This window comes from Kutzneria sp. CA-103260, from assembly GCF_018263855.1.
Lineage (GTDB): Bacteria > Actinomycetota > Actinomycetes > Mycobacteriales > Pseudonocardiaceae > Kutzneria.
On sequence record NZ_CP073318.1, the window covers coordinates 9,192,765 to 9,218,681 of the forward strand.

Sequence of the window (25,917 nt, forward strand, 5' to 3'; positions counted from 1 at the left end):
AGTCCGACCCGGCGCAGCTGTCGCGCCGGGTCGGACCGAAACTACTAGCTCACCACCCCGGGTAGCGCTGCAGCCACGCGTCGTCGACGGGCGGCGTCGGGCCGAACTCGGCCAGCGCGTCCCTGGTCAGCGAGGTGATCGTTGGCCTCAGTTCAAGCTGCTCCAGCCAGTCGGCCGGGATCGCGGCCACGCCGTAGCGCGCCCCGGCGAGATTCCCGCAGACCGAGCCGGTCGAGTCGCTGTCGCCTGAGTGATTCACTGAGATCCGCAGTGCCTCGGGCAGGCTGTCGGTGACCAGCATCGCGTACACCGCGATGGCGAGCGCCTCCTCGCCAACCCAGCCGCCGCCCAGCTCGTCGGCGAGCCGCTCGCCGCTGACCAGCCCCTCGTCCGCCAGCCGGACCGCGGTCGTCAGCCGTGCCAACTGCTCCTCATGCCCTTGCCACCTGGTCAGCACAGGTGTGAGCGCCGCGATGCAGTCCGGCAGCGACGTTCCCGTGAGCAGGCCGTGCACGAGGTATGCCAGCGACGCCGCCGACAGGTAGCCGCTCGGGTGACCGTGCGTGAGCGCGGCGGTCGCGGCGCCGAGGGCGAAGACCACCTCGGCATCCGTCGACCAGAGCGCCACCGGTGCGGCTCGCATGACGCCGCCGCACCCCTTCGAGTCGTTCACCGGGTTCGCCATCGATCCCGCGGGATTGCCGGCGGCGAACACGCGCAGCGCCGTCACACACGTGTTGCCCGGCGCTCGGCGGGCGAACAGTCCACGCTCGGTCATCAGCCAGCCGTCAGGCTGGGCCCGGCCCTCGGCGAACGGACCGCCGGCCTGTGACCAGTCGAAACCCTGCGTGTGCAGCCAGCGTTGATAGGCGTGCTGCACGACTGGCACCGGATCGCCCGCGTTCGAGATGCGGTCACGCACATGAGCACGGATCAGGCCTTCGAGGGTGAACAACGTCATCTGGGTGTCGTCGGTGATCGTGCCGTCCGGGCCAGCCGGCCCGAAACCCGTCACGCCCTGCTCACCATGCTGACGTCGGATCATGTCGATCGGCAGGAACTCGATCGACGCCCCCAGCGCGTCGCCGACGGCGCCGGCGAGCACGCAGCCGAGCACACGATCGGCCCAGGTCGGCGGCACCGGGAACTTGCGGCCGTTCTCGTCCAACCCGATCGGGAAGTCGTGCCGGCCCGGATCCGACGGGCGGATCCGCTGCTCGACCGGCACGGCCAGGCTGTCCATGTGGAACCGGGTGATCCGGTCGACGTGCTCCTGGCTGGTGCCGGGTGCCCATTCCCACTCGCTCATCGCCATGTCAGCCCAGCTCCTCCAGCGCGATGTCCCAGCCCCTGATGCTCGGGTAGTACCGCTTGCCGGTGACCCGGAAGGCGGAGCCCGGTCCGAACACCACCTCGCCGAACTGTTCGCCGTCCTCGGAGATCGCCCCGATGAGCTTGCCGTCGTGGCGGGCGTCGATGGTGTACCGGACCAGGCCGTCACCGGTGTAGGCCGGGTTGGCCGAGGTGCTCAGGAAGGTCCGTTCGATGATCGTGTCGCCCAGTTGGTATTCGGCCGCGATGGCCGCTGCCCGCTCCGGGTCGCGGACGCCCAGCACCCGGGTCACGATCCCGGTGTAGGACTGGAGCTTGCTCAGGGCAGTCATGACGTGCTCGATCTGGCTGCCGCTGGCGGACTGATCCGCCGCGGGCGGGGCCGGGTCCTGAATCATGACCGGCGCTGACACCGGCATCGGCGCTGGTTCCGGCATCGGCACCTGCACCGGAATCGGGTCCGAATCGAAGATCGGCTCTACGGCGGCTACCGGCACCAATTGTTCGGCTTCGAGCGGCTCCTCGTCGGCGGCTGGCCGCTCGACGACTTCGGGCTGCGTGGTGAACAGGGGCTCCTCGGCGGTGTTCGACTCGAGGATCGGCGGTGGACCGGCCCCATGCCGAGCGGAGGGCGACTCCGCGTGCGTCGGAGCAGCGTCGTCACCTTCGAGCAAAGCTGACGCATTGCTCGATTGCTGTATCGCGTCACGAACGGCCTGACCGACCGCGTCGGCGAGACTCGCCGGCGTGTGGTGCTCGAACGCGTCACGGTCGAACGAAAGCTGGCGCAGTCCGCCAACACCGTCGACGACAACCGTCACCATCTGGTCCGGCGACTGCGCCATGCACGTGCGCGTACGCAGATCACGGTTGAGCTGCTGCACGTGGGCCAACTGCTCCTGCGCGCTGGCCAGCAACTGGCTCATCGAGTCCAGCATCGCCGCGTTGCGCGCCAGCAGCTCCGCCATCTGCTCCGAGTCGGTCATCCTCGCCTCTCTTATCGGCAGACAGGACGGTACCCAGAGCCATCCCGCGACACAGCGAAGTTGACGTAACGACCTGCGGTAAGCGCAACTGAACTGCCCGAACCCGCCGCGTGACATACACCACCGACGACGTCGCCCCTGGACTTCGGCGCTGGCCGTGGTCCAGGGGCGACGAGAACTGCGTCAGCAATGAAGTTGTGCGTCAGCTCCGCGCGACGACGATGGTCCGGCGCGTCAGCCGTGCAGCGCGGACTTGGCCACCCACTGGTCCCAGCCGACGGCCCAGTCGTAGTAGTCGCCGTCCTTGGGACCGAGTTGCTGGGTGGAGCCGGTGATCTCCACCGGGTCGCCCGGCAGCACCTCGTTGTAGACGATCTGCGCGTTGGCCGGCGCGAGGTTCACGCAGCCGTGCGAGACGTTGGTGTTGCCCTGCGCCCAGATGCTGGGGGCGTAACCGTGGATGAACTCGCCGTTGTTGGAGATCCGCACCGCCCACGGCACCACGACGTTCTCGTAGTGGTACTTCGGGTTGCTCATCGAGTAGGTCGCGCTCTTGGACATCACGATGTGCGTGCCGCTGTTGGTCACCCGGCCCGGGTCGGAGTCCAGGCCGAAGCTCGCCGGGTAGTCGGCGATCATGTTGCCGTCCTGGAAGACCTGCAGGTGGTGGTTCTGCGTGTTGCCGCGCATCACCAGGTTGCGGCCGACCGTGAAGTTCAGCGACATGTCCTCCGCGCCGTACGCCCCGTTGCCGAACGACGTGCCGTACAGCTTGGCCATCAGCGTGACCTTGGTGTTGGCCGGCCAGTAGTCCTTTGTGCGGTAGTGCAGGGTCTTGTCGTCCAGCCAGGCCCACGAGCCGGGGGCGGGGTTCGTGCTCTGCACGGTCAGCGCCCGCTCCACCGAGGCCTTGTCCTGAACCGGCGCGCTGAAGGTCAGGACGATCGGCTCGGCCACGCCCACGGTGTCGTTGTCGGCGATGTTGATCTGCGCGCTGATCTGCCGGGCCGGGCTGAGCGTGTGGAACGTGCCGCCCAGCGGCACCTGCTTGCCGTCGGCGCCGAGTGCCGAGCCGGACCAGGTGTAGCTGCGGCCGTAGCCGAGCGACTCGGTCGCGGTCCAGTTGTGCTTGTCGGGCGACACCAGGCCGGTAACCTCCCGACCCTGGTCGTTCACCAGGTGAACGTCGGTGAGGGCGCCATCGGCGACCGTGACCTGCACGGGGTCGGCCGGCGAGACATTCTGCGCCGTGTCGCCGGGGATCTGCGTGACCTTGGCCGGCTTGGAGACCGCCGCCGGCGAGACCTTCTGTTCGGTCTGGGTCGGTTGGGGGCCCTGCGCGCCGGTGGAACTACACGCCGCTAAACCCAGCGCGGTGGCGACCACGCCCACTGTCATGGCCCACCGCGTACCTCCGACCGATCGCCGCACGACAACCCCTTCCCCCGAAACCCCTCATCACTTCCTGCACTCAATCGACGTCGCAGCTCCGGCCAACGTTGACCTCATTAAACGTGATTCACGTCACAAATATGAGAGGTGTTGACGACTGAGTTCTTGAACGGTACCGCCGGCGACCGACAAGAACGTTCTCAATCTGATCAAGATGCCGAGGTGTGCGGCCGTCCGACGTCGGCCTAGATGCTGCTGGCGAGGATCTGCCCGAGACCGCTCCTGGTGGCGACCACCATCAGACGGTCCCGCGGCACGAGCTGGTGATCGGCCGCCGACTGCCAGTCCAGGCGCTGTTCGGTGCGGCGTTGCAGGCCGATCACCCGAACCTCGCACCGCTGCTCGACCTGGCGCACGGTCATGCCGTTGAGCCCGGTCCCGTCGCCCACCGGCACCTCGGCGATCAGCAGCACCCGCCGGCCGACCGGGATCGTGCCGATGACCTGCCGCTCCACCATGGCGGCGGCGAAGGCCGGCGCGGCCAGGGAGGACACGCTCCTGGACACGTTGATGTTGAAGCGGCGCTCCACGAGTCGGGCGAAGTCGTTGTCGAACAGTCGGAGGACCACAGTCAGGTCGTGGCGGATGGCGCGCGCGGTCAGCGCCGCCTCTAGGTTCACCACGTCGTGCGAACTCAGCGTGACCAGGGCCCGGCTGGTGCCGATGTAGGCCGCCCGCAGCGTGTCGTCCCGGCTGGCGTCGCCGATGACCACCGGGATGCCCAGCCGCTTGGCCAGCGGAACGCCGCGAGCGCTCTCGTTGCGGTCGATGCCGACCACCGGCACGCCCAGGTCGTGCAGCTGGGCGATGACCCGCACGCCGACCTGGCCCAGCCCGATGACCACGACGTGGTCGTGGAACGGCCCCTTCGGTCCGGCCGCGGCGGCAAGTCGGGCGCTGACCACCGCGTCCAGCGCGACCGCCGTGATGATCGGGATGATCGAGATGCCGACGATCGTCACCATCACCTGGGTGATCTTGTTGATCACCGGCAGGCTGTCCAGTGGCTGGGCCGCGCCGGCCACGTCCAGCGCGGTCTCGTAGATGGCGTTCCACCAGGTGTAACCGCCGAACGTGGCGAACATCGTGGTGCCGATGGCCAGGAGTACGAACAGCGACAGGGCGGCGACCCCGACGCGCCGGTTGAACACCGAGCCGAGGTTGCGGCGCAGCGCGGTGAGCCACTTGCGGCGCCGGGGAGTCACGGCTTTCTCGACGTCGGAGCCGTTGGCGAAGGCCAGCACCAGGTCGGTCGAGTGCTCGTCGACCGGCAGCAGATCCGGATGGGCCTGGTCGCTGGTGTCGGCCAGGCCACAGATGATCCGCTGCGCCTCGACCTCGTCGCGACGCACCACATATAAGGTGCGGCCGGACACCCGGATGTGGGTCGGGCCCTCGCGGCCGAGGGACGCCGCGACGAACGATGGGGCCGCCATCGCGGCGTCAGAGAGCACCGCACAGTCGGTGAAGAGCGTGCGGACCCGGTGGCCCAGGCTCGTGTTGAACAGGCGCAGCACGAGCCGCAGGTCGGGGTTGATGTCCTGAGCCAGCAACGCGGCGTGGATGTTGCCGGCGTCATCGGAACCCAGTAGGGCCAGCGCCCGAGCCGTTCCCAGCTTCGCTTGCTGGAACGCGTTGTTGTCGGGCGCCGTGGCCTCGATGACCTTGACCCGAGTGAGCTGGGCGATCCGCGGTCCGTAGTTCTCCTGCTTCGACCGCAGGATGACGGTGACGTCCTCGTCGTACCGATTGATCAGCTCGTCGACCAGCCGGAACGCGAGCGGAGAGTCACCGCACACGACCAGATGACGACGCCGGTCGTTCCTACGGAGTTGGAGCGTCGGCACGTCTTGATCGTATGCGAGTGGTGTCCGCCGGGAGATGCGTTACCGGGGAAGAGGTCACGTTCGACTGTGTGAGACGGGTCAGTAGCGCCCGTGCTCCTGGTTCTGGGCCTCCCAGGCCAGGCGCTGGGTGATCCACTCCTGGGCCAGGGCCAGCGGGGAGGTCTGGTGCAGAGCCGCGAGTTCGCGGAGCTGCTCGTTCGCGGTCAGCGACAGCCGCAGCTGGTAGACCTGCGCGTTGCCGAAGCGGCGGCCGGACCCGGTGGTCTCGACGTCGCCCTCCGGGGCGAGCGCCGCCAGGTAGTTCTCCAGCTCGTGGTCCGGAGCGGCTTCCTGCTGCTCACGGGCCGGTTCGCGGTGTCTACCGTCTTTTTTCCGTCCAAGCGAGGGAAGAGGCACCGGAAGAGGATAACGGTTCGGTTGCGGGAGGGTGTCGGGTGTGTCCGCCGCCACACGGCGTCGACAGAGAGAGGCCCCCGCGCCAGGGGGAGGAACGCGGGGGCCGGAGGGGATCTCCACAGGCGCTGACCGGGGGTATGTCAGCAATGCGATTGTGGCATGGGTCGTTGCCGCGTGCGAGGGTTTCGGGCCGGATTCATGTCGGAATTTCGTGCTTGAAAACCAGGTAGTGGAGACCGGTGCAGGTGATCACTGCTCGGCACGGCTGAGTGGGGCTGCTCCGGTCAGCGCTTGCGTTCGACAGCGTTCAACCGCTAGGGCGGTCGGAAACGGCGAAGATCGCAGCCGGCTATGAAGTGCACGGAGTGTGACCGGGTTGGTGACTCGTTACTCTTCGTCGCTTTCGATCAGTGTCGCGACTATGAGTGACGAGATTTGCCGTCGCGGCACGTGGACTTTTTGCAGAGGCGTCGTATACGTGGTGAGTTGGAGACCGAGTGGTGACCGTCCTCTGTGCCCGTGCAATCGAACGGCACCTTCTCGGCTGGTCGATGCGCCAGACGGCGGTGTCCGAGTTGCTCGGCTGCGGCCAAACCGGCAATGCGTCGAGCGGAGGTCAAGGTTTGGTTGCCCTCGCTCTTGTCAAGGTCGCGTGAGGTGCCCGGTTCTCGGCTGTAAGAGAAGGTTTGGTTCACGGCTCCGACGTCGGCCCAACACTTCGGTGAGCGACCGAAGGTGCCTCCTGGTCTGCGGAGATGTGCACGATCGGGCGCGTCGCCATCGTTCGGGCTGTGCTTGAGTGGAAGTCGCGTCCGTGGAGTCCGGATGTGATGTAGGCGGTAGTTATCCCGCAGTCCGGTCACACTGGCGGGACTGAAGCGCTCCTCGAACGCTGTGGCCTTGTACGTTGGTGGTTCCATCGATCACTGAACGGGGTGGCTTGGTCGCGTCCAATGGGCACCGTGTCCGGATCCTCGAAGTTGTAACCGCAGACAATCGTGGAGTGGTGTCCCAGTTGAGTGGACCATGTCGTCCCGTCGCCTCCGCTGGACCTTCGGTGGTGGTCGGCTCCAAAGATCGTCGCACGTGCGCGGGTGGCCCGTAGCACTCCGTACATGTCATGCCCCTGGATATGTCAAGCCTTCCGAACTATGGAAGGCCTCAGTCTGAGCAAAGTGGGCATCGGCTTGTTAACCCCGTGTGTGATCGCCTTCCCGATCGGATGTTCGGTTCCGGTCGTCGTCGTTCCTTGAGAACTGGCAGCATGCTCGACCTGGCGTGCCCAGGCGGCTGGAGGCAGATGCCTGTGGCATTTCGCCGCTTGCTATGGCGCGGCTGCGCGAACGTGACAGCGGCCCAGGTTTTGATCAAGCCCACCCCGGCGTTTGATCAAGCCAACCCGGGCGTCGGCCTGGGTCCTGTGTCGGATCCCTGTCGCCGGTGGCCGCGGCGGTCTCAGGTCCGCTGTCCAGCCGGATGGGCGCGAGGGCGGCTAGATCCATCGCGGTCGAGTCCTTCGGTCGATCGACGCCGGTGTGAAGCTCGACGGTACGACCGTGCGCCCGGTTGGTGCGCTCCCCTCGACGGGCTTGGGCAGAGTGCCGCTCGGCGTGTCGCCCCCAAGGCCAAGATCAATTACCCCTACTGGGTAGTCGTATGAGATCCGATATCGCTCACGAGCAGGGAGCTTGACCGGTGTCGGCCTCCTCGATGTTGATCAGTGCGCGATCTGGTGCATAACTCACGGTTACTCTCCGTCTGAAGGGAATCACTCTCCGGGGGGCTGCAACCCGCGCCGCGCCTCGCTTAGCCTCGCCGCCGAGAGCTGAGTCGGGGAGGCACCATGAGCGGGTCCCTTGAAGTCCGAAAGTTCCTCTGGCAGCACGACGACTCGATGCCGCGTGGCTCGACGAACGTGCCGGTCCAACGCAGCGACGAGCCGTCGAAGATCTCGGCCGAGCAAGTGCACCGGGCCCGCCTCGCGGTGGCCCGCGGCGCCCTTGACGTCGACGACTGTCGGCAGCTGCTCGACATGCTCGGGCTCGCGCCCGGCGAGGATGGAGTGCCGCCAGTACGTCGCTGACGACATCTGCGACGTTCATCGACCAGACCGGTCGTCGGGATCCAAGGCGTCGGGGCGCTGCCCGACGGTCGGTCATCCTCCTCCTTGCCGTCGTCCCCCTTGCCTTCGACGTCAGGCCGCGATGCCGGCCGGCTTGTTGAGCACCAGGTCGAGCTGGGTGGCGACAACTCGGGGTTCGACGCTCGCCAAGTGGGTGTCGCAGAGAAGCATGCCCACCGTCACGATCGCATCGACTGCTGGCAGCAGCCTGATCGTGCAGGCGAGCTGATGGTGCTCTGCGTCGTTGGTGCAACCGGGTTGAACGCAACGGCCGGTAGTCGCATGAGTATCTGTCATGTCTGGCGGCGTGACGCTCGTCGGGGGAGCGGGGGTCGAGCTCTCCGGCTGTGACTGTCGGGGATCCGCGTCGTCATCGACGACACTGCGGAGTCGAACTGCCTGGCTTGGTGCCGTGTCCTGAGAACCCGAGCCATCCACAGGCTCTTGACCCGGTTCGTGATTCGAAGTAGAGGGCTTTGTTGCCGCAGCGGCAGGTTGCGGCGCCGACGACTGATCCGGTCCGCAGGGTTGTTCCGTGACCTTGGCAGTGCCCTCGCGTCCGATGCCCCGCTCGTCGGCGAGTGCGCGAACCATGCGCTGAAGCCGCTCCGGCCCGGCTTGGTTGGCGACGTTGCTGATCCAGACCTGCTCGTGGTCGGACACGTGCGTCTGGCCCAGCGCCTTCTCCGCGCGGGCGAGGGTTGTGGCGTGTGCCCACGTGATATGCCCGCTGGCCAGCGCGGCGAGCGTGTTGGGGAGCGTCGTCGTGAGTCGCTCCGCCACCGCGACTAGTCTGGCGGCTTCGCGACCGGAGTAATGGCACTCGCGGGTGAGGAACTCTGCGACGTCGCCGGACGCCCGAGCCGCAGATGTGTTGATGACTATGGCCGCTTGTAGTCGATTCGCTTGTGCGACCAGGAACTTCAGGACTGCCGTCGGGGTCTGGCTGCCCTGTGCCGCGGGGTCGAGGTCCAGGACCTGGTCGACGGCGGACGCCAGCTGGATGAGTTCCTTCATGGGGTCCTCCTGGTTGGATGTGGATTCTGAGCGCCGCGTAACTGAACCGGCGCGAGCTCGATCACTTCGAAGCGGGATGCTGGATCGACGCTCGTGGTGGCGGGTAATCACAGTGACTGATCAACATGTGAGCGAGCGCGTCCGCGGCTGACGCTACTCCGAATGCGAGAGCTCCATCGGAGCATGATCCATTCGGCCGCCTTCGGCGAGAATCGGCTGCGGATGAATGCGCTGGTGGATTGCCATGAGAAGCCTGTGAAGCCGCTGTCAAGCGTCACGCGCCTCGGCTGGCGTCGGGTGTGGCGCAGCACACTTCAACGAGTCTGGCGCCGCTGAGGCGCTCGACAGGGCTCTGATCAGGCGTCGATCGGCTGTCCCGGGTGGCCTGGCCTGGCGAAAGCGCAGGTAGGAGCGTTTCGGGACCCCGGTTTTGGAAGTTGCCCCCGACGTGTTCTATGCTTGCGGAGCTTCCAGCGGACGGCCGTTGGAGGGCCCGGATGCCAAGGTCCCTCGTAGGAGGTCCAAGGAAGCCGAGTCCTCATCGTCTAGCGGCCTAGGACCCCGCCCTTTCAAGGCGGTAGCACGGGTTCGAATCCCGTTGGGGGCACGAAACTGAAGAGCAAGGCCCAGTGGCGCAGTTGGTTAGCGCGTCGCCCTGTCACGGCGAAGGTCGCGGGTTCAAGTCCCGTCTGGGTCGCAGGAGTACGATCGGGCTTCCGGTCTTCCTGGCCAGGTAGCTCAGTTGGTACGAGCGACCGCCTGAAAAGCGGTAGGTCGGCGGTTCGACCCCGCCCCTGGCCACGACGCCCATGAGCGTTCGAAGCTGACAAAGGCCGCGGAACATCTCAGATGTTCCGCGGCCTTTGTGCTATTTGCCGTCATGGTGTGTTTCGTGACGCTCCTGTGTGTGCCACTCGTCCGAGTGGCCGCTCGGTCGTACTGCCCACGGATTGCCGTTACGTTCGGTTCAACTATCTGGGTAACTTTCCCGCATCGAACGCTCTATAGAGTTACCTATCACTCAAGTGGGGGATATTCGGCCACGCCGATGGAACCGTTTGGCGGCACACGCAATAGCCTTGCTGCCGAATCGTCGAGGTCGAGGTTCGGATATTGTCCTCGCCGACCCGGTTTGCCCTTCGAGCACGGCCGCGGGTCTTCGGATGGCCCTTCATGCTCCGAGTCAGTTGATCTTGGGAGACGGGATGCGGGTGCGGGTGAGACAGCTCAGACGGGGAGATGCCGCAGGCGCGGTGTCTATCCCGGAGCCCCTCGGCTTCCTGCCACGGCAGCAGGTCGACGACCTTCCCACGCCACGTCCCGTTGCGATGTGGGAAGTCAAGTACCGCCGTGTGGTCATGGCCAGCGACCTTGGCTCGATCGTCGCAGTCGTCTTGCTGGTGGGGAGTCTCGTCGCACACTCCTCTACGGCGGCTGACTTTCCGCCTCTGCTCCTAGCGGTGGCCACAGTGATCACCGTTGTCGCATCGTTGACGGCCTGTCGAGCCTGGAGCACCGCCGTGCTCGGCCAGGAGGCCGAGGAGTTCCGCAGGCTGGGCAAGGCCGTGGTCGCGGCGGCCGTGGTGTTGGCCGTGGCCAGTCTCGGCCTGGGTGTGCCGGGCGTGCGCGGTTGGATCTTCGTGGTGGTCCCGGCGATCGCGTTGGTCGCGTTCCCGTTGCGCTACATCCTTCGCCAGCTTCTGCACCGTCGACGTCGAGCCGGACGGTGCCTGCTGCCGGTGATGGTGGCCGGCAGCGTCGCGACCGCAACCGACTTGATCGCGCGCACTCGTCGTGAGCCCCACAACGGCTGGCGAGTCGAAGCGGTGTGCGCCGGCGGGGTGTCGGAACCGATCGGACACGGAGACGTCGAGGGCGTGCCGGTGGTGGGCCATCTGGACCAGCTCGCCGACCGCGTTCGCCGAGGCGGCTACCGGGTCGTCGCCATCACGCCGGATCCGTACTGGACTCCGCTTCGACTGCAGCACCTGGCCTGGCAACTCGAGGGCACCTCGACCGAGATGGTCGTGGCACCGGTCCTCATGGAGGTGGCTGGTCCGCGCGTGCACATCACGGGTGTGCTCGGCTTGCCCCTGCTCCGTGTCAGCGCGCCGACCTTCACCGGCGCCAGACGTGTGGTGAAGGAGATCGTCGACAAGGTCGGGGCACTCCTGCTACTGACGATCCTGCTGCCGGTTCTGCTGGGCATCGCAGCCGCGATCCGCGTCGGCGACCGCGGGCCCGCCGTCTACCGGCAGCAGCGCGTCGGCAAGGACGGAAGGCCGTTCACGATCCTCAAGTTCCGGACCATGGTGGTCGGCGCCGACCGGCATCGAGCCGAGTTGTTGGCTGGCAACGAGGCGGCCGGACCGTTGTTCAAGATGCGCCGTGATCCACGGGTGACGCCGATCGGCGCGGTGCTGCGCCGGTTCTCCATCGACGAACTTCCCCAGCTGGTCAACGTCTTGCTCGGAACCATGTCGCTGGTCGGTCCGCGGCCGCCACTGCCCAAAGAGGTCGAGGCCTACGGCCCGGACATGCTCCGGCGCCTGCTGGTGAAGCCCGGGCTGACCGGATTGTGGCAGGTGAGCGGCCGCAGCGATCTTCCCTGGGACGAGTCGGTTCGGCTCGACCTCCGATACGTCGAGGACTGGTCGCTCGCCCTGGACGCGCTGATCCTGTGGAAGACGGTGCGTGCGGTCCTGCGCGGCCAAGGGGCGTACTGACCTTGTTCCGACGTGACAACGCCGAGGGGTCCTCGTGAAGGTCGTGCTGTTCTGCGGTGGTTACGGAATGCGCATGCGCGACGGCGCCGCTGACGACATCCCGAAGCCGATGCAACTGGTCGGACCGCGGCCGCTGCTGTGGCATGTGATGCGCTACTACGCGCATTTCGGGCACACCGACTTCGTGCTGTGCCTCGGGCACGGCGGCCACCACATCAAGGACTTCTTCCTCGACTACCGTGAGACGGCGTCCAACGATTTCGTGCTGAGTAACGGCGATGTCGAGCTGCTCTCGTCCGACATCTTCGACTGGTCGATCACCTTCGCGCACACGGGCATCGACGCGCCGATCGGCGAGCGACTCCGCCGTGTGCGGCATCTGCTCGATGGCGAGGAGGTATTCCTCGCCAACTACGCGGACGTGCTCACGGACGCGCCGCTGGGCGACATGGTCGACCGGTTTGTCGCGTCGGACGCCGCCGCGTCGCTGATGGTCGTGCCGCCGCAGTCCTCTTTCCACTGTGTGGAACTCGGCGAGCACGGCAATGCGACGGGAATCACCCCGGTCAGCCAACTGCCGCTCTGGGAGAACGGCGGCTACTTCGTGCTGCGGCAGGAGATTTTCGAGCACCTGCCGGCGGGCAGCGACCTCGTCGAGGACGCGTGCGGTGATCTCGCGAAGCGCGGCCGACTCCTGGCCTATCCGTATCGCGGGTTCTGGCAACCGGCTGACACGGTGAAGGAACGCGTCGCGCTTGAGCAGGCCTACCGGTCTGGTGATCGCCCTTGGATGCTCTGGGAGCGGGCATGAGACGTGGCTTTCTGTCCGAATTGGTCGGCGCGGGTTCGGCTGGAAAACTGCTGGTCCTGAGTACGGCGACGCCGGACCTTGCCGATCGCCGGGCGGTGGCCGAACCTGTACCGGTGATCCCGCCGTCAGCACAGGAGGTCAGGTGAACAGGAAGGCCGCGGCCAAGGTGGCGCCGACGCTGATCGGCACCGCGAGTGCGCCGATCGCGGTCGGGCTGCCTGTGTACAACGGAGAGCCCTATCTGACCAGGGCGCTGACGAGCCTCCGGGAGCAGCGGGACGTCGACTTCGAGCTGTGGATCGGCGACAACTGCTCCACCGACGGCACCGAGGAGATCTGCCGCGATGCTGCTCGGGAGGACGAGCGCATCCGGTACCGCAGACGTGAGCGCAACCTCGGCTCGACCGGCAACCACAACCGCCTCGTGCACGAGGCGAATGCGCGGTTCTTCACCTGGGCCGCCTCGGACGATGCCTACGAGCCAGACCGTCTGCGGAAGATGTTCGACGCGTTGAGCGACCGTCCCGACGCGGTGCTGGCGTTCACGTCGGCGCGTCAGATCGACGCCGATGAGCGGACCATCGGGCACTGGAACAATCCGTGCCGCACCGACCACGCCGACCCGGTCGTCCGCATCCGCGACCTGATCGGCCTGCCGCACGAGAACTACCACTGCTACGGCCTGTACCTGAGGGACGTGCTGGCCAGGACCCACCTGCTGCCACCGGTGAAGAACAACGACCGCATACTCATCGCCGAGTTGGCGTTGTACGGCCGGTTCGTCGAGATCCGCGAGGAACTGTTGTTGCACCGCCTGCACGAGCGCCGGCTCACGCAGTCGGTCTCCTCCAGGGACTGGTACCGGACGCAGCGCACCGACAGCAAGCGCCTGGTCATGCCCAACGTCGAAGAGGCGGGCTGGTACCTGAAGGCGATCGCGGGGGCTCCGTTGGGGCGGCAGCAGCGGGCGCTGGCACTGTTGGCACTGCGGCCGTGGATCAGGGAGAACGCGGGGCCGATGGCGCTCAACGTGGCCCGGGCCGCGGTGGACGGGGCCCGGATCGCGGCCTCGGCCTCCGGCCGGCTGCTACGCAAGTGAGACTGGTCCGCGGGTTTGGCGCCCGCGGAGCCCGAGTGAGGCGAAAGGGAACACGGACGTGGACGCGTTGGACATCCTGCGGGTGCTGCGACGGCGGTGGAGGATCACCGCAATGGTCGGCGCTGTGCTCGTCGTGCTGGTCGGCGCGGTGTTGTTCCTGGTGCCCCAGCAGTACAAGGTCACGGCGATCGCCCTGGTCACGCCCAACAACAACTCGGACGTGCAGAACCCGTACACGGTCGCCCAACAGGCCCAGTCGCAGATGGCGGCGTTGCTGGTGACCGTGCTGACCTCGCCGGGGGTCACCGACGGCTATGCCTCGCAGGGGGTGAACGGCACTGTCGAGGTGACCAATGCCAACGGCGTCACCGACACCTCGCAGACCGACAGCCCGTTCATCACGATCACCGTGACCGACAAGGTGCCGGACGGTGCCGTGCGCGGCGCCCAGGTGGTGCGTCAGCGGGCCATCGACGAGCTGAAGAACCGGCAGGACGCGGCGAAGGTCACCGACGCCCAGCGGTTGGTTCTCACCGACGTGTTGCCGGCGGCCGACCCGACCACGACGCACGCCTCCCAGCTCAGGGCGGTGGGCCTGGTCGCTGCGCTCGGGCTCGTGCTCGGCGTGCTGGGCGTGGTTGTCGCGGACCGCGTGCTCACGGCTCGCAAGGCGTCGGCGACCCCGGCTCCGGCGCCCTCGGCTCCGGTGGCGGCCGTCGAGAAGGTCAACGGCGTCGGCGACCGCCGTCAAGGAGTGCTGCCCGAATTTCGTCCGATCGCCGCGCCCAAGGACGAATCGCCGACTATCAAGTTCTCCCCGGTGCGCGGTGAGGAGAAGCAGGGCAAGGGAAGCCGTCGATGACGGTGGCTGCGGCCGGCAGACGCACGCAGGCCGCCACCGTCGCGGCCCAAGCGCTGTTCCGGGTCTCACCGCACGTCATCCTGTCGGTCTACCTGCTGCTGTTGGCGTTGCCCCAGAACAACGTGCTCGCCGGTGGTGGAGGGGCGATCACGCCGGCGCGCATCGTGGCCGGCGGTTGTCTGCTGTGGTGGTTGGTCGCTCGCTTCGCCGGCGGTTTCAAGCTGGCGGTCGGCCCCAATCCGGTGCGTCGAGTGCTCCTGGTCGCGTTGGGGCTGCTTGCTGCCGCAGACGCCGTGGCGTTCATCGGCGGTGTGGCGGATTCGCGGATCTCGGGCGCGGACCGGGGCGCACTGGTGTTCGTGCTGGCGATGGGTGCGGCGCTGCTCGTGTGCGACGGACTCAGCAGCACCCGTGCGATGCGCGCCGTCTTCGCCGGTGCGGTTGTCGGGTTCACCTGCTCATCGGTTGCGGCAATCCTCCAGTTCACCAGCGGCACTGATCTGCGGCAGCTGACCGTGCTGCCGGGGCTCGTCACCCAGCCGCTTGCCGGGCTGATCTTGCCCAGAGGCGGTCTGGCTCGTTCGCTTGGCTTCGCGAGTCACCCGATCGAGTTGGCCGCGACCACGGTGGCGATGCTGCCGCTCGCCCTGCATCTGGCGAGGTACGGACGGTTCAAGGCCTTCTGGTGGGCGTGCGCTGTTCTGCTGGTCGGCGGTCCGCTGGTGTCGATCTCGCGCACGGGCCTGCTCGGCCTCGCCGTGGTCGCGATCTTCATGGTGCCCAGGCACGGCCTGGTCCGGTGGCTGCTCGCCGGAGGACTGATCACCAGCGCCGTGTTCGGCGCCGGGGTGGTGGAGCCCAAGCTGATCGACGTCCTGGTCAACACGGTCGCAGGGTCGAGCAAGGACAGCAGCATCTGGTCGCGGCTGACGAAATACGAGTACGTGTGGACGCACTTCCTGGCCAAGCCGATCGGTGGCCAGGGCTTCGGCACCTATGTGGCCCCGATCCAGCCGTACCTCGACAACCAGTATCTGCTCACCGCGGTCGAGTCGGGCCTGCCGGGACTGGTCGGCTTCATCCTGCTGCTGGTGGTGCCGCTGTGGTGGGCCTTCCGGATCTGGGCGTCCAAGAAGATCGATTCGCCGCCGCAGGTACGGGACGCGGCCTGGGCGGTCGCGGTGGCCCTGTTGGTGTGCACGCTCAGCTTCGGCACCTACGACGGGCTCTCCTTCCCGCAGTTCGCGGGGATCGCGCTGATACTCGCCGGCTGCGCCGGCGCCTTGTTCAGGATTGCCCGCAGAACGGAGGCGTCCGGATGAGCCGGGTGTTGGTCGCGGTCGTGACGTACAACTCCGCCGCCGATCTGCCGCAGCTCGTCGCGAGCCTGCCGGCCGGTCTTGAAGGCGTCGACTGGCGTCTGATCGTCGCGGACAACAGCTCCAGCGACGACACCGTCGAGGTGATCCGACGCATTGCTCCAGAAGCGATGGTTGTCGAGACCGGCGCGAACCTGGGGTATGCGGCCGGCATCAACGTCTGCGCCGAGCTGGCCGAACCCGACGAGGCGCTGCTCGTCCTGAACGCCGACGTCATGCTGGAACGCGGTTGCGTTCGAGCATTGCTGCAGACTTGCTCGAAAGGCGAGGTGGGCGTCGCCGTCCCGCTCGTCACCCGATCGGATGGAACTGTCGAGCCGACCTTGCGCCGGCGGCCCACGGCGGGCCGTGTGCTGGCCGACGCGTTGCTCGGCGCGCATTCCGGTCCGTGGGGGGAACGGGTCGCTGCGCCGGTGCCGCCGCGGACAATCGACGTGGACTGGGCGAACGGCGCCGTGCTGCTCATCCCTGCGGAAGTGCGTTCGCGCGTCGGCAAGTGGCAGGAGGACCTGTTCCTCTACTCCGAGGAAGTCGACTACTGCCGCAGAGTCGTCGACGCCGGTTGGCGGGTGCGGCAATGCTCGAATGCGCGCGCAATGCACCGGGGCGGCGAAGTTGCCGCATCGCCGTTGCTCTGGGCCCAGCTCGTCACCAACAAGGTCGTGCACGTCGCCCGCTGGGAAGGCCGCGCGGCCGCTGAGGTTGTGTGGGCCACCCTGCTGATGGCCCAGCTCATCCGACTACCGTTGCGCCGACGCACTCACCGTCGTGCACTGCTTGAGCTGTGGCGCGGCCGGCGGGCGCTGCTCAACGGCGTGCCGACCAACCCGGCCGCACCGCCGGAGTTCCGCCGCCGCATCCCGGTGACCGGGGCGATTGGAGGCCGTGCTTGAAGGACTACGCCCTGCTGCCGAGGCCGGTGAAGGACCTGCTCCGGCAGTCGGTCGGCCGTAACGTGGTCGGCGAGAACTGGTGGCGCGTTCGCTTCGCGGCCGAGCGGTTCGACGCGGAGCGGGCCGAACACACGGAAGTCTCGGCGCTCACGGCCGGATTGGACCGAGTGCCGTCCGCGACCGTCACCGTCGTCATGCCGACCTACCGCCGGCAGGAACGTCTGTTCGCCGCGGTGACCAGCGCGCTCAACCAGACAGTGCGTGACATCGCGGTGATCGTCGTCGACGACGGGGGCGGCGAGGTCGACGGCCTGCCGGACGACCCGCGGCTGGCAGTGCACCGGTTGTCACGGAACCACGGCAGCCCGGGGCTCGCGCGCAACGTCGCCCTCCGACTGAGCCGATCACCGTACGTAGCATTCCTCGACGATGACAACACCTGGTGCCCGGACCATCTGGAGCGCTCGCTCGCGGCGCTCCAGTCCGGCGCGGGCATGGTCTACACGGCACTGCGACGGCTCCGCGAGGACGGCAGCGAGCTGGACGTGCTCAGCCGGCCCTTCGACCGGGCGGCACACCGCGACGGCGAGTGGGTCGACATCAACGCGGTGGTACTGCGCCGTTTCGCCGGCATTCGGTTCGATCCATGGGCGCGGCCCCGCTGGGTGCATCCACGCGAGGACTGGGAGTTCGTTCACCGCGTTTCCGCCAAGTTACGCGTCCGCCACCTTCCAGTGGCCACTGTGGACTATTCGGTGCACAGTGGCAGCTACTTCACAGACTGGGACGCGTCGGCGATCGGAGTTTCCACGTGAGCGAGGTCGTCGAGGACTCGCAGGAATCCGACGGTGCACTGTCGGGGCGGTTCAAGGACGGCCTCCGGTTCAGCCTGATCAACACGGTGTTCTCCAGGCTGGCGACCTTCGCCGTCGGCGTGCTGCTGGCCCGTCTGCTCGTGCCCGAGCAGTTCGGCCTCTACACGACCGCGCTTGTCGTGCAGACGCTCCTGCTCACGTTCAACGACTTCGGCACCGCCACCGCCCTTGTCCGCCACAAGGGCGATGTGCGGCCGATGCTGCCGACGGTGTGGACGATCTCCGTCGGCGGCGCGACCATGGTCTACCTGCTGTGCCTGTTCACGGCACCGGCGCTCGCCACCGGCCTGGGTTCACCGCAGGCCGCCGATCTGGTCCGGGCCTTGTCGATCAACGTCCTGCTCGACGGGTTCGCAGCCGTGCCGGGTGCGCTGCTGACCAGGAATCTGCTGCAGGGCAGGCGTCTTGTCGCCGACGCGGCCGGGCTGGTGGTCAACCTCGTTCTGACCGCGACGCTCGCGGTGACCGGTTTCGGTGCGTGGGCACTGGTGATCGGCCATGTCAGCGGCACGGCGGTGGTCACGCTGCTACTGCTGATCGTGACGAAGCAACTGCCGAGGTTCGGCATCAATCGCCGACACGTCAACGAAGTCGCCCGGTACGGCGGCGCCGTTGTGGTGTCCTCGGTGGTGATGGTGCTGCTCCAGTACGCGCCGCAGACGATCACCGGCCGCATGCTCGGCGCCACCGCGCTGGGTTTCTTCTACCTCGCGTCGAATGTGTCGAGCTGGCCGGCGTCGGTCATCACGACCACGGTCGAACGGGTTGGCCTGGCGACGTTCTCGCGGGCCCGGGACGCCGGCGTCGATCTCGACCGCGCCGCCTCCGCGGTGATCGGCATGGTTGCGATGGCCGTGCTGCCAGGGGGCGCCGCCCTGGCACTGCTGGCCCCGCAGATCGTCGAGCTGGTCTACGGGGACAAGTGGGCGCCGGCCGCGCCGGTGCTGGCGGGCTTGTCCGTCGCCACCATCGCCCGGGTGCTGGCCGACCTCGTCTTCAACCTGATGATCACTGCCGGTTCGGCGCTGTCGTCGGTGCTGGTGCAGGTGATCTGGCTGGTCGCTTTGGTGCCGACGGCGATTTTCGCGACGGCGAAGTGGGGGCTGGTCGGCATGGGCTGGGCGGTCGCCGCGGTGGCCTGCCTCGTCGCGCTTCCTGTGCACGCCTGGGGTTTGTGGCGGGCCGGCGTGCACGTTCCGGCCCTGTTGCGCGGATTCGCGGTTCCACTGCTGGCGACGGTGGCGGTAATGGTCGCGCTGGAGGCCACTGCGGTTGTCCTGCATCACTCGCTGCTGTACCTGATCACCGGCATGCTGATCACCGCCGTCGCGGTGGCCGCGGGCTGGTTCGGTGGCCGGGATCGCTTGGCAGCGGCACTTGACGCGCCGGCAGAGTCCTAGATCCGTACAAAGTGGACGATGTGACGGTCCCTCCCGATCGAACCATGTTGATGACCAAGGGATAAGGTTCGGCCCATGCGAGCGGGTGTTCCCACCATCACCGTTCTCGGTGTGCCGGTCGCCGCGTTGACGGCGCGGCAGGCCATCGCCGAAGTGTCCCGGCTGCTCGCCGAGCCCGGACCGCAGACGCTGGTCTACGTCAACGCGCACTCGGTGAACCTGGCCCGGTCCCACGACCGGTACCGGGCCTGCCTGGCGGGCGCCGACCTGGTGCTCAACGACGGATCGGGCGTGGCGCTGGCGGCCCGTGTGCGTGGCCATCGGTTCCCGGCCAATCTCAACGGCACGGACTTCACGCCTGAGGTGCTGCGGCTGGCCGCTCAACGCGGCCTCGGCGTCTACCTGCTCGGTGGTCGTGACGGGGTGGCCGCCCGGGCCGCGGACCGGCTGCGCGAGATCGTGCCCGGGCTTCGCGTGGTCGGCCATCACCACGGTTATGTCGCCGGCCACCAGGGCCGCGAGGTCGCTGAGCAGATCAAGCAGAGCGGGGCCGATCTCGTGCTGGTGGCGATGGGCAATCCGCGGCAGGAGCTGTGGATGGCCGAGCACCTGCACGCCACCGGAGCCGAGCTGGGCGTCGCGGTCGGGGCGTTCCTCGACTTCGCCGCCGAACGGGTTCCCCGCGCCCCCAAGTGGATGCGGGATGCCGGCATCGAGTGGCTTTACCGGCTCAGCCGGGAACCGCGCCGCCTCTTCGCGCGCTACGTCGTCGGCAACCCGCTGTTCGTGGCGCGGGTGCTGGCCGACCGGGTCTTGGCGACCAGTCGCTAGTCTGACCGCCATGTCCGGTCCCAGAATCTGCTTCGTGACCAGCTACCCGTTGTCCCGTCAGGACCTTGGGGGCAGTGGCTGGGTGGATCGTCGGCTGCTCCCGGTGCTCGCCGGGTTGTCCGACGACCTCGAGGTGGTGTGTGTCACCGGCCCCGAGGGACGCTGGTCGGAGCGGGTCGGCGAGCACGAGGTGTCGGCCCGTGCGGCCGGTGCGGTTCCGTTGGAGCTGAGGGGCGATCGGGGTGCCCTCGCCCGCGTCGCCGCGGGCATGTTGGTCAGCCCAGAGCCCTATCTGGCGCGCAAGTTCTCAGTGTTTCCGGGCTGGCGTAAGGCGGTCGAGCTGTTGCGTCAGCGGGCGGCCGGGCGACGAGTTGTGACCAGCGGATGGCCGGGGTTGGTGCTCGGGGCCGCCGCCGCGGTCCCAGTTGCCGCGCACGTGGCGCACAACGTGGAGTCGACGATCGCCGTCGAGCACTCCCCTCGGGCGCTGCGGATGCTCGGTGAGATCCCGCGCCTGCGCCGGATGGAACGGCGGCTGCTCGGGATTCCCGACCATGTCTTCGCGTTGTCTCGTACGGACGCCGCTGAGCTGGATGTCGCCGCGACCGCGCTGCCGGTGCCACTGTCCTCAGCCCCGACCGTAGCCTCGGCCGGTCGCACGGTCGGGTTCATCGGCAAGGCGAGCTGGCCGCCCAACGAACGGGCGCTGGAAGTGCTGCTGGGGCCGGTGCACGACCGACTGTCTGCCATGGGTGTCGACGTGGACTTCGTGCTGGCCGGCAAGGGAACCGAGCGGTACGCCGAGCACCCGAGGGTCGTCGCCTCCGGATCGGTGACCGACGTCGCCGACTTCTACGCACAGGTGGGCGTCGCCGTGGTGCCGAGGTTCGGCTCCAGCACGGGCGTCAGCGTGAAGGTCTTGGAGGCGGCCGAGTTCGGCGTTCCGTCGGTGCTGCCGCGTTCCCTGGCTGAGGCGATCGATCCCGACGGCCCCTGGCTGGTCGCGGAGAGCACCGACGAGGTGGCCGAGGCGATCCGGCGGTGGCGATCCGGTGAACAGGCCCCCGACGCCGCCGGCTGGGCTCGCCAACAGGACGCGGCCCGCACCGCTGCCCTGCTGCGCAACGCTTTCGCCTGACCGCCGACTGCGACGTGTCGGCGCCGTTGCCGCCGCGTAACGATCCGATCGGGAGCGGAGCAATACTCACCTGGGTGCTCATGTCGCGCGTGACGCACTGAATTGTGCTTACGGATAGTGCTAGACGATCACCCGTAAGGGTTATCTCGACTGTGGTTTGTCATACACGGGGTTGGCTGTGCGACCGGCCCGTATGAGGATGTGCGGCACGGTGGTCGTGTCGACGGTGAGGAGGTCCGGGTGCCCGGTCTGATCCGTCAGGCGCTGCGTTTCCGTGTGACATCACTGGGTTCGGCTGGGCTCGTCACGCTCGGTCCGGTCGTGACCAGGGGAAAGGTGGTCGAGCTGCGGCCGCCGGTCGCCGCCGATGCCGACGAGTGGTCGCGGCTGGTGCGTCCGGAGCGTGATCGGCTGGAGCCTCGATGGGCGGACAGTGACCTCGACTGGGTGACGCGTACCAGTGCGGCCGCCTGGCGCGACCGGTGCGCGGAGCTGCGCCGGTCGGCCAAAGAGGGGATGGCGCTGCCCTTCCTGATCACCGTCGACAGCGGCATCGCCGGCGAACTGCTGTTGGACCGGGTCGACCGCGAGCGTGGCTCCGCCGAGGTAGAGGTGTGGATCTCCGAAGCACGCGAGGGCACCTCGATCACGGCCTCCGCGTTGCGGCTGTTGCTGCACCATGCCTTCGGCGAATACGAGCTGCGGCGCTTGACCGCGGCGATCCCCGTCGGCGACCGCAGTGCTGCTGCGCTCTTCAGCCGCGCGGGTTTTCACCGCGAGGGTCTGTTGCGCGGATACCGGCGAACCGCTGACTACGAACTGTGGTCGCTGCTGGCGACGGACCAGCCTGATGAGTCCATTTCGGACTTACCTATAGTGTCGGCGATGGACGTTCCGGGTAGCGGTAGGGGTTTCAAGCGCTCCAGCGCGCTGCAACGGCGGCTGCACGAGTTGGTGCCCGGCGGTGCGCACACCTACGCGCGAGGTTCCGACCAGTATCCGGAAGACATGGCGCCGATCCTCGTTCGCGGCGACGGCAGCCGGGTCTGGGACGCCGACGGCAACTGCTTCATCGAGTACGGCATGGGCCTGCGTTCGGTCACCCTCGGTCATGGTTACCGTCCGGTGCTGGACGCCGTGCAGCGGGCACTGGCCGATGGCGTGAACTTCTCGCGGCCGACCCAGCTGGAGGTGGCCGCGGCCGAGGACTTCCTGAGTCTGGTGCCCGGCGCGGACATGGTGAAGTTCGCCAAGAACGGCTCGGACGCCACGACCGCCGCGATCCGGCTGGCCCGCGCGGCTACCGGGCGTGACATGGTCGCGGTGTGCGACCAGCCGTTCTTCTCGGCGGACGACTGGTTCATCGGCGCCGTCGAGATGAACGCCGGCGTGCCGGAGGGCACCCGCGGCCAGACCGTCCGGTTCCAGTTCAACGATCTTGATTCGCTGCGGCTGCGGTTCGCCGAGTGCGGCGGTCAGATCGCGTGTGTGGTGATGGAGGCGGCGACCGCGCTGGCCGAGCCGGAGCCAGGCTTCCTCGAAGGAGTCCGCGCGCTGTGTGACGCCCACGGGGCGCTGCTCGTCTTCGACGAGATGATCACGGGCTTCCGCTGGTCGGCGAGCGGCGCCCAGTCCGTGTACGGAGTGCGGCCGGACCTGTCGTGCTGGGGCAAGGCGATGGGCAACGGGTTTCCGATCTCCGCGCTGGCCGGCCGCCGGGATCTGATGGAGCTGGGCGGCCTTCGGACGGATTCGCCGAGGGTGTTCCTGCTCTCAACGACCCACGGTCCGGAGACCGTGTCGCTGGCCGCGTTCCGAGCCGTGGTCCGGGCGTACACCGAGAGTGACCCGATCGGCGTGATGGAGCGCCGCGGCACGGAGTTGGCGGAAGGCGTGAACGCCGCCGCCCGCGAGCTGGGCGTAGCAGACTACGTCGCCGCGATCGGCCGGCCGTCGTGCCTGGTGTTCACCACCCGCGACGAGGACGGCCGTCCATCGCAGCCGTATCGGACGCTGTTCCTGCAGGAGATGCTCCGCCGTGGCGTGCTGGGGCAGTCGTTTGTCATCTCGGCGGCGCACACGGTCGCCGACGTCGAGCACACCGTGCAGGCCGTTCGCGAGGCGCTGGTCATCTACCGCCGCGCACTCGAGGACGGCGGCGTCGATCGGTTTCTCGTGGGACGACCGGTAGCACCTGCCCTACGTTCACTCGCCTCGCCACGTCAGCTGTGATGGTCGAACGCCGCATCTCTGCTGGAACGCTGCGTCTCTACTCAAGTGCTGCGTCCCTGCTTGAGCGCCGCGGCTCTGCCTAAGCGCTGCTGTTTTGGTCGAGTGATGCAGCACTGCTCGAGTGCTGAAGCTTTGCTCGAATGTGAACGCAATGCTCGGGTGCCGACGCGGTCCTCATCGGCTGGCGCCGCCTTTCATGGGCCGACGCCGTGCTCATGGACTGTCGCCGTGCTCAGGCGGTGACACACCCGACCGTGGGCAGAAATGAGGGCGCTGGACGGTGACCGGGAGATCCGGTACCGACCAGCGCCCTCGGTTGACCACCGCTGACGTTTCTCCGGCTCTGCCCCTCGTAGTGCCGGGGAACGTTCACCGGTGACCAAGTTTTGGGAGCCCCGACGCCACGGGGGCAACGCGACGCCGGGGCCAGCCCCCGACCTGACCGGGCGCGGTCGGCAGGTCGGGAAGATCCGGGACATCGGGGGAGGATCGTCGCCCGCGGCACGACAAAACCGGGAGGACGTGCTCGACGCGATCGCCATGCGCGGCGGTGACCCACTGTTGGGGGCATCCCCGGGCCCGGATCAGCTCGGCGCGGCCGCAAGAAGGCACAAAGGTGCCCTGCGACCGTGGGCGCGGTCAGTCAGGCGACGTGCTGGGGAGGCCGGGAACGCCGTCGCTGACGCGTTTGGCGCTGTGTTGGTCGGTCGTGGAGCCGGGGCTGGGCCGGAAGCCGGCTCCTGGCGGAGTGACGTCGGCGATGCCATTGGCGCTGCCGAGGTCATGGCTGGCCGTGCCGCCCGTGGACGGCGTGGAGACCGGCTGCGAAGCCGGCTGCTGAAGCGGCAGCTCGACGGGGTTGCGCGGCAGGTCGGGAACGACGCCGGTGGGTGCCCCCATGGCGGGCGCGGTCGACTTCGAGACCTGCTGAATTTCGGTGCGACTTACCGGCGATGCGGCCGGCTGGGCGACGTGGGCGGAAGGCGGTGGAGCGGCCGGAGTCGGCGGCTCCGGCGCCTGAGGTGTGGTCTTGGTCGGGACAGTGACGGTCGTCGAGCCCGTCCAGACGTCGTCGCTACCCGAGTCGGAACTGGTACTGGACGTGCCTTGTCCTGACGAGGCGGAGCCTCCGCTGCCAGATGAGGACGACTGCGGCGGCCCACCCGGGTTCACGGTGCCGGTGGTGGAGCCGCTGTTCCCGGTGTTGCCCGCGGGCGGCTGGCTGACCGACACCCCGCCCGGCAATCCGATGTGGTGCTGGCCGCCGAGCCCGACGAGCAGGCTGTTGACCAGGTCGGACATGTCCGTCTGGAGCGTGTTGGCGATCGCGTTCGCCTGGGGCGCGTCCGACGAGGTGGCCGCGCTGGCGACGGCGGAGCCGAACACGCATGCCAGCAGCGTCAGCCCACCCGTGACGGCGACGCGGATGACGGCAGCGCGCAGCGCGGTGCCGGTGCACCGCACCGCACTCGTGCTGGCCACTGTCACCACCACCGTCCGCCCTGTCGGCCGAAAACGTGAAGTTGTCGGACTCGGCGTTGAGACATGTTTAGCACCGTGATCTCGATTTGCACATGTACTCGTCACCGACCACCCGGATAGGCGGCAGGTCCGTCGCTGTCCGGGTTCAGTCTCGCACAACGTGGCAACTGTGTGTCGCCATCTGCGGCCCGCCACTCGTTTGAGGGTTTTCGGCCATGCGGCGGATCCGGTCCGGCCACCGCCGCTTCTAACCCTTGACCAACTCGCCCACGGGGAGGACCGAGTGCAAGTCGACACATCGTCAGGGACGGTCGCCACGGCCGATCTGCTCAGCGCCGCCGAACAAGGGGATCGGGCCGCGTGGAGCGAACTCGTGGCCAGGTACACGCCAACCGTCTGGGCTGTTGCCAGGGCGCATCGGCTCAGTCGTGTCGATGCCGCCGATGTCGTGCAGAACACCTGGGTGACATTGATGGAAAATATGAAAGGAATTCATAATCCGGCGCGGCTGTCGGCCTGGCTGTCCACCACCGCGCGGCGGCACTCGCTGCGCGCGATCGCGGCCCGGCGTCGAGAGATACCGGTTGACGAGCCACGATCGGACAGTCTGGTCACCGAGGCGGCCGACGTCGGGGTCGTGTGGGAAGCCTGGAACGCCGCGCTGTGGAAGGCGTTCACCCAGTTGTCCGAGCACTGCCAGCGGGTGTTGCGGGTGTTGGTGCACTCGCCGGAACTGTCGTATGAGCAGGTCGCCGCGGCGGTCGGCATTGCGCCGGGCAGCGTCGGTCCGACAAGAGGGAGATGCCTGAGCGAACTCCGGCGAAAGGCGGCGTTGGCCGGTCTGTTCCAGGAGGGTGTGCGATGAGGCGTGCGCATGTGTCGGTGTGGGGGCTGCTCGGCCAGGCGGATCGCGTCGTGCTGAACCAACTGCGGGTGCTGCTGAGTGGAATCGACCCTGTTCCACAAGAGGTACTAACGGCCGCCGATTCACTCGGTCAGCGCATTGCGTCGTGTCGGAGGGTAATGGCGCACGCGAG

The 25,917-nt window shown here is 67.8% G+C and carries 20 protein-coding genes, 3 tRNA genes and 1 pseudogene; 17 read left to right on the forward strand and 7 right to left on the reverse strand.

Features of this window, described 5'->3' with window-relative positions:
- Positions 1–49: 49 nt before the first annotated feature.
- From JJ691_RS40765 to JJ691_RS40785, 5 genes are all read right to left on the reverse strand, one after another.
- Positions 50–1,315 carry an ADP-ribosylglycohydrolase family protein gene (locus JJ691_RS40765; protein ID WP_211764809.1) on the reverse strand — a complete coding sequence of 422 codons (1,266 nt, stop codon included), beginning with the start codon at positions 1,313–1,315 and terminating at the stop codon, positions 50–52.
- Position 1,316: 1 nt separating this feature from the next.
- The gene (locus JJ691_RS40770) at positions 1,317–2,318 is read right to left on the reverse strand and encodes a YbaB/EbfC family nucleoid-associated protein (RefSeq protein ID WP_211764810.1); all 1,002 of its coding nucleotides are present in this window, start codon (positions 2,316–2,318) and stop codon (positions 1,317–1,319) included.
- A 234-nt stretch (positions 2,319–2,552) separates the two neighbouring features.
- Positions 2,553–3,716, reverse strand: a complete 1,164-nt coding sequence (locus JJ691_RS40775) for a L,D-transpeptidase (protein WP_211764811.1) — start codon at positions 3,714–3,716, stop codon at positions 2,553–2,555.
- A 239-nt stretch (positions 3,717–3,955) separates the two neighbouring features.
- A complete protein-coding gene (locus JJ691_RS40780) occupies positions 3,956–5,617 on the reverse strand; it encodes an NAD-binding protein (RefSeq protein ID WP_211764812.1) in 1,662 nt (553 codons plus the stop codon).
- Between the two features lie 78 nt (positions 5,618–5,695).
- The gene (locus JJ691_RS40785; RefSeq protein ID WP_211764813.1) at positions 5,696–6,013 is read right to left on the reverse strand and encodes a hypothetical protein; all 318 of its coding nucleotides are present in this window, start codon (positions 6,011–6,013) and stop codon (positions 5,696–5,698) included.
- A 1,843-nt stretch (positions 6,014–7,856) separates the two neighbouring features.
- Between JJ691_RS40785 and JJ691_RS40790 the strand changes: the two genes are divergently transcribed.
- Positions 7,857–8,096 carry a hypothetical protein gene (locus JJ691_RS40790; protein ID WP_211764814.1) on the forward strand — a complete coding sequence of 80 codons (240 nt, stop codon included), beginning with the start codon at positions 7,857–7,859 and terminating at the stop codon, positions 8,094–8,096.
- Between the two features lie 111 nt (positions 8,097–8,207).
- Here JJ691_RS40790 and JJ691_RS40795 read toward each other — a convergent pair whose 3' ends face one another.
- Positions 8,208–9,152 (reverse strand): DUF222 domain-containing protein, encoded by a 945-nt coding sequence (locus JJ691_RS40795; RefSeq protein WP_211764815.1) that lies wholly within the window; start codon positions 9,150–9,152, stop codon positions 8,208–8,210.
- 534 nt (positions 9,153–9,686) lie between these two features.
- Here JJ691_RS40795 and JJ691_RS40800 point away from each other — a divergent pair.
- The 15 genes and pseudogenes from JJ691_RS40800 (at position 9,687) to JJ691_RS40865 (ending at position 23,398) form a co-directional block, all read left to right on the forward strand.
- Positions 9,687–9,759 (forward strand) — tRNA-Glu (locus JJ691_RS40800).
- Between the two features lie 16 nt (positions 9,760–9,775).
- Positions 9,776–9,849, forward strand: a tRNA-Asp gene (locus tag JJ691_RS40805).
- Between the two features lie 30 nt (positions 9,850–9,879).
- A tRNA-Phe gene (locus tag JJ691_RS40810) sits at positions 9,880–9,953 on the forward strand.
- Positions 9,954–10,357: 404 nt separating this feature from the next.
- Positions 10,358–11,878 carry a sugar transferase gene (locus tag JJ691_RS40815; protein WP_211772030.1) on the forward strand — a complete coding sequence of 507 codons (1,521 nt, stop codon included), beginning with the start codon at positions 10,358–10,360 and terminating at the stop codon, positions 11,876–11,878.
- A 34-nt stretch (positions 11,879–11,912) separates the two neighbouring features.
- A complete protein-coding gene (locus tag JJ691_RS40820) occupies positions 11,913–12,689 on the forward strand; it encodes a glucose-1-phosphate cytidylyltransferase (RefSeq protein WP_211764816.1) in 777 nt (258 codons plus the stop codon).
- A 142-nt stretch (positions 12,690–12,831) separates the two neighbouring features.
- The gene (locus JJ691_RS40825; protein ID WP_211764817.1) at positions 12,832–13,788 is read left to right on the forward strand and encodes a glycosyltransferase family 2 protein; all 957 of its coding nucleotides are present in this window, start codon (positions 12,832–12,834) and stop codon (positions 13,786–13,788) included.
- A 58-nt stretch (positions 13,789–13,846) separates the two neighbouring features.
- Complete coding sequence (locus JJ691_RS40830) at positions 13,847–14,650, forward strand: Wzz/FepE/Etk N-terminal domain-containing protein (RefSeq protein WP_211764818.1); 804 nt, start codon at positions 13,847–13,849, stop codon at positions 14,648–14,650.
- Positions 14,647–15,972, forward strand: coding sequence for an O-antigen ligase family protein (locus JJ691_RS40835; protein WP_211764819.1), 1,326 nt, complete (start codon positions 14,647–14,649; stop codon positions 15,970–15,972). The genes JJ691_RS40830 and JJ691_RS40835 overlap by 4 nt, the downstream gene beginning before the upstream one ends.
- Complete coding sequence (locus JJ691_RS40840) at positions 15,969–16,922, forward strand: glycosyltransferase (RefSeq protein WP_211764820.1); 954 nt, start codon at positions 15,969–15,971, stop codon at positions 16,920–16,922. Before JJ691_RS40835 ends, JJ691_RS40840 begins: the two co-directional genes overlap by 4 nt.
- On the forward strand, positions 16,919–17,737 hold the full coding sequence (locus JJ691_RS40845; RefSeq protein ID WP_211764821.1) for a glycosyltransferase family 2 protein: 819 nt from the start codon (positions 16,919–16,921) through the stop codon (positions 17,735–17,737). The genes JJ691_RS40840 and JJ691_RS40845 overlap by 4 nt, the downstream gene beginning before the upstream one ends.
- Positions 17,734–19,197: an oligosaccharide flippase family protein gene (locus JJ691_RS40850; RefSeq protein ID WP_211764822.1), complete on the forward strand. Its 1,464-nt coding sequence runs from the start codon at positions 17,734–17,736 to the stop codon at positions 19,195–19,197. Before JJ691_RS40845 ends, JJ691_RS40850 begins: the two co-directional genes overlap by 4 nt.
- A 75-nt stretch (positions 19,198–19,272) precedes the next feature.
- Entirely contained in the window at positions 19,273–20,028 is a 756-nt protein-coding gene (locus JJ691_RS40855) for a WecB/TagA/CpsF family glycosyltransferase (protein ID WP_211764823.1), read from the forward strand.
- Between the two features lie 10 nt (positions 20,029–20,038).
- A complete protein-coding gene (locus JJ691_RS40860; protein WP_211764824.1) occupies positions 20,039–21,166 on the forward strand; it encodes a glycosyltransferase in 1,128 nt (375 codons plus the stop codon).
- Positions 21,167–21,502: 336 nt separating this feature from the next.
- Positions 21,503–21,958 (forward strand): annotated as a pseudogene (locus JJ691_RS53495) (GNAT family N-acetyltransferase); the annotation flags it as partial.
- A 93-nt stretch (positions 21,959–22,051) separates the two neighbouring features.
- Complete coding sequence (locus JJ691_RS40865) at positions 22,052–23,398, forward strand: glutamate-1-semialdehyde 2,1-aminomutase (RefSeq protein WP_442912802.1); 1,347 nt, start codon at positions 22,052–22,054, stop codon at positions 23,396–23,398.
- A 639-nt stretch (positions 23,399–24,037) separates the two neighbouring features.
- Here JJ691_RS40865 and JJ691_RS40870 read toward each other — a convergent pair.
- Positions 24,038–24,880 carry a hypothetical protein gene (locus JJ691_RS40870; RefSeq protein WP_211764826.1) on the reverse strand — a complete coding sequence of 281 codons (843 nt, stop codon included), beginning with the start codon at positions 24,878–24,880 and terminating at the stop codon, positions 24,038–24,040.
- Between the two features lie 283 nt (positions 24,881–25,163).
- On the opposite strand from JJ691_RS40870, the gene JJ691_RS40875 reads away from it, so the two are divergent.
- A complete protein-coding gene (locus JJ691_RS40875; RefSeq protein ID WP_211764827.1) occupies positions 25,164–25,745 on the forward strand; it encodes an RNA polymerase sigma factor in 582 nt (193 codons plus the stop codon).
- Positions 25,746–25,917: the final 172 nt, after the last annotated feature.

Excerpts from the sequence above, each read along its gene's own strand:
- JJ691_RS40840 (WP_211764820.1), top strand. The coding sequence starts at position 15,969 with ATGAGCCGGGTGTTGGTCGCGGTCGTGACGTACAACTCCGCCGCCGAT.
- JJ691_RS40765 (WP_211764809.1), bottom strand. The coding sequence starts at position 1,315 with ATGGCGATGAGCGAGTGGGAATGGGCACCCGGCACCAGCCAGGAGCAC.
- JJ691_RS40795 (WP_211764815.1), bottom strand. The coding sequence starts at position 9,152 with ATGAAGGAACTCATCCAGCTGGCGTCCGCCGTCGACCAGGTCCTGGAC.
- JJ691_RS40770 (WP_211764810.1), bottom strand. The coding sequence starts at position 2,318 with ATGACCGACTCGGAGCAGATGGCGGAGCTGCTGGCGCGCAACGCGGCG.
- JJ691_RS40855 (WP_211764823.1), top strand. The coding sequence starts at position 19,273 with ATGCGAGCGGGTGTTCCCACCATCACCGTTCTCGGTGTGCCGGTCGCC.
- JJ691_RS40775 (WP_211764811.1), bottom strand. The coding sequence starts at position 3,716 with ATGACAGTGGGCGTGGTCGCCACCGCGCTGGGTTTAGCGGCGTGTAGT.
- JJ691_RS40860 (WP_211764824.1), top strand. The coding sequence starts at position 20,039 with ATGTCCGGTCCCAGAATCTGCTTCGTGACCAGCTACCCGTTGTCCCGT.
- JJ691_RS40835 (WP_211764819.1), top strand. The coding sequence starts at position 14,647 with ATGACGGTGGCTGCGGCCGGCAGACGCACGCAGGCCGCCACCGTCGCG.
- JJ691_RS40865 (WP_442912802.1), top strand. The coding sequence starts at position 22,052 with ATGGACGTTCCGGGTAGCGGTAGGGGTTTCAAGCGCTCCAGCGCGCTG.
- JJ691_RS40790 (WP_211764814.1), top strand. The coding sequence starts at position 7,857 with ATGAGCGGGTCCCTTGAAGTCCGAAAGTTCCTCTGGCAGCACGACGAC.
- JJ691_RS40815 (WP_211772030.1), top strand. The coding sequence starts at position 10,358 with ATGCGGGTGCGGGTGAGACAGCTCAGACGGGGAGATGCCGCAGGCGCG.